This is a genomic window from Nitratidesulfovibrio oxamicus (genome assembly GCF_015731765.1).
GTDB classification, from domain to species: domain Bacteria; phylum Desulfobacterota; class Desulfovibrionia; order Desulfovibrionales; family Desulfovibrionaceae; genus Cupidesulfovibrio; species Cupidesulfovibrio oxamicus.
Genome location: NZ_VRYY01000449.1, coordinates 1 through 1,958 on the forward strand (window position 1 = coordinate 1; position 1,958 = coordinate 1,958).

A 1,958-nucleotide genomic window follows, 5' to 3' on the forward strand; every position below is an offset into this window, starting at 1 on the left:
CGGGGCCGCCCGATCCCGCTGACGCCTGTTCGGGCCGCGCGCCGCCGCGCGAGGTGGGCAGCACCACCCTGGTGCCTACCACATCGCCTTCGGCCAGCCCTTCCAGCACCTCGCTGGTCTCGGCACCGGCCAGGCCGATGCGCGGTCGCACCCGGCGGATGGTCCCGCCGTCCTGCACGAACACCACCTGCTCGCCGCCCACCCATTTCAGGGCCTCGTTGGGCACGGCCAGCGCGTTGTCCTTCTGCTGCACCACGATGCGGCACTGGGTGGTCATTTCGGGCCGCAGGTCGGTGGAGGTCTGCGGGGTAAGGCGCACCAGCGCACGGTAATACACGATGTTGTCGCGAATCTCCGGCTGCGGGTAGATCTGGTTCACCGTGCCGCCAAAGGTGCGGCCCGGCAGCGAATCCACGCGGAATTCCACGGACATGCCGGGGGTTACCTGACCCACGTCGGTTTCGTCCACGTAGATCCACATTTCCAGCCGGGTGGGGTCCAGCACGGTGATCAGGTTGGCCACCTGAAAGCCCGCCACCACGGTTTCGCCGCCCTGTGCCGTGACCTCGCTGACCACGCCGTCCAGAGGGGCGCGGATCACCGAATAGGACAGGCGCACGTTGGTGGCCTGCAGCGCGGACTGCGACTCCTTCACGGCTTCGCGCGCGGTCTTGATGGCCAGCGTCGATTCGCGTTGCAGGCGGTCAAGGGTGGCCTTGCGCGCGGCCAGGATGTTGCCGGTGGTTTCCGCCTGCTGCTTCGCCTCGTCCAGGGTGTTGCGGGCGTCCAGATCCTGCTCCACCAGGGTGCGGCGGCGCTTCAGGTTCAGGACTGCGTAGTCGTAGTCGGCCTGCGCGGCGGCCATCTGGGCTTCCGCCTCGCGGATTTGCAGGGGGTACGAGGCCTCCACGCGGGCAAGCTCGGACTGGGTCTTGCGCAGGGTGGCCTCGGCCTGGTCCTGCTGGGCGCGCTGCTCGCGGTCGTCGATTTCGGCGATGATCTGCCCGGCCTTCACCGCGTCGCCCACCTTGACGTGCATGGTGCGGATGATGCCGGTGAACCGGGTGCCGGTCTTCACGATGGCGCCCACCTCGGGCTTGATGATGCCCGTGGCGTCCAGCACCTTGCGCACGGTGGCCCGGCTGACGGTGGCGGTCTGGGTGATTTCGGTGCGGCCTTCGCGCCGCGACAGGAAGTAGGCGGCAATCAGGGCCACGGCGAGGGCAATGGCGAGGCCGATGATGATCTTCTTGCGCATGGGGTTCCCGTGTCCGTGAGGTAATGGGAGGCAATGGCGGTATGGGCAGTGGGAAGGGGGGCCCTTGGAGCAACGTGGCGCCGTGCCGCGTTGGCGGTTCGGCCCCGCGCGTGGGGCGCGGGGCGCCGGGCAATGCCGGGACTATAAGTATTCACGCGGCGAAGGGGAAGGGCATGCACCGCCTGGAGCGGCAGGGAGCGTGAGGTTGGTGCCGAGCGCAGGCGGCGCGGACAGGAAGAAGGCGCGGTGGGGGTGGTGTCCTTCGATCACTGCCGCGTGGTTGCCATCGCGTGGCCGTTCCCCCCCCGGTTCCGTATGCGTGGGAGCGGATTCCGGTTCCTGCCGTTTCCCGGCGGGAGGAGGCCGGCGGACTAGTCGCCGGGCCGTAGTGCGGTCAACCTGCCTGTTCCTTCCTGCCCGTCGGCCAGACGCAGGCCGAAGCCCGCCCACAGCTCCGCCAGCAGTTCCGTGCCGGGTTCCATGTCGGGTGAACCGGCGACATGGCGGTTGCGGAAGAAGGTGTGCAACTCGCGCGCGGCGGCGGGCAGTTCGGCCCGGTGCAGCAGTTCCGCGCCGGGGGCGGCCAGGTCGGGGAAGTGGTCCAGGGTGGCCCAGGCGTGGGACAGGGCCAGGGACAGGCGCATCACCAGCGGGCGCACGGCGCGCAGGTAGGTGGCGGTGTCGCCGGTGCGGGCATGGT

Annotated in this window: 1 protein-coding gene and 1 pseudogene; both read right to left on the bottom strand. The window is 69.6% G+C overall.

All coding sequences use genetic code 11. The features are described 5' to 3' along the window. The coding region (locus FVW20_RS13810) for an efflux RND transporter periplasmic adaptor subunit (protein ID WP_196610068.1) at positions 1 to 1,258 on the bottom strand (1,258 nt) is incomplete at its 3' end. A 371-nt stretch (positions 1,259 to 1,629) separates the two neighbouring features. Then, positions 1,630 to 1,958, bottom strand: a pseudogene (locus FVW20_RS13815) (hypothetical protein); the annotation flags it as partial.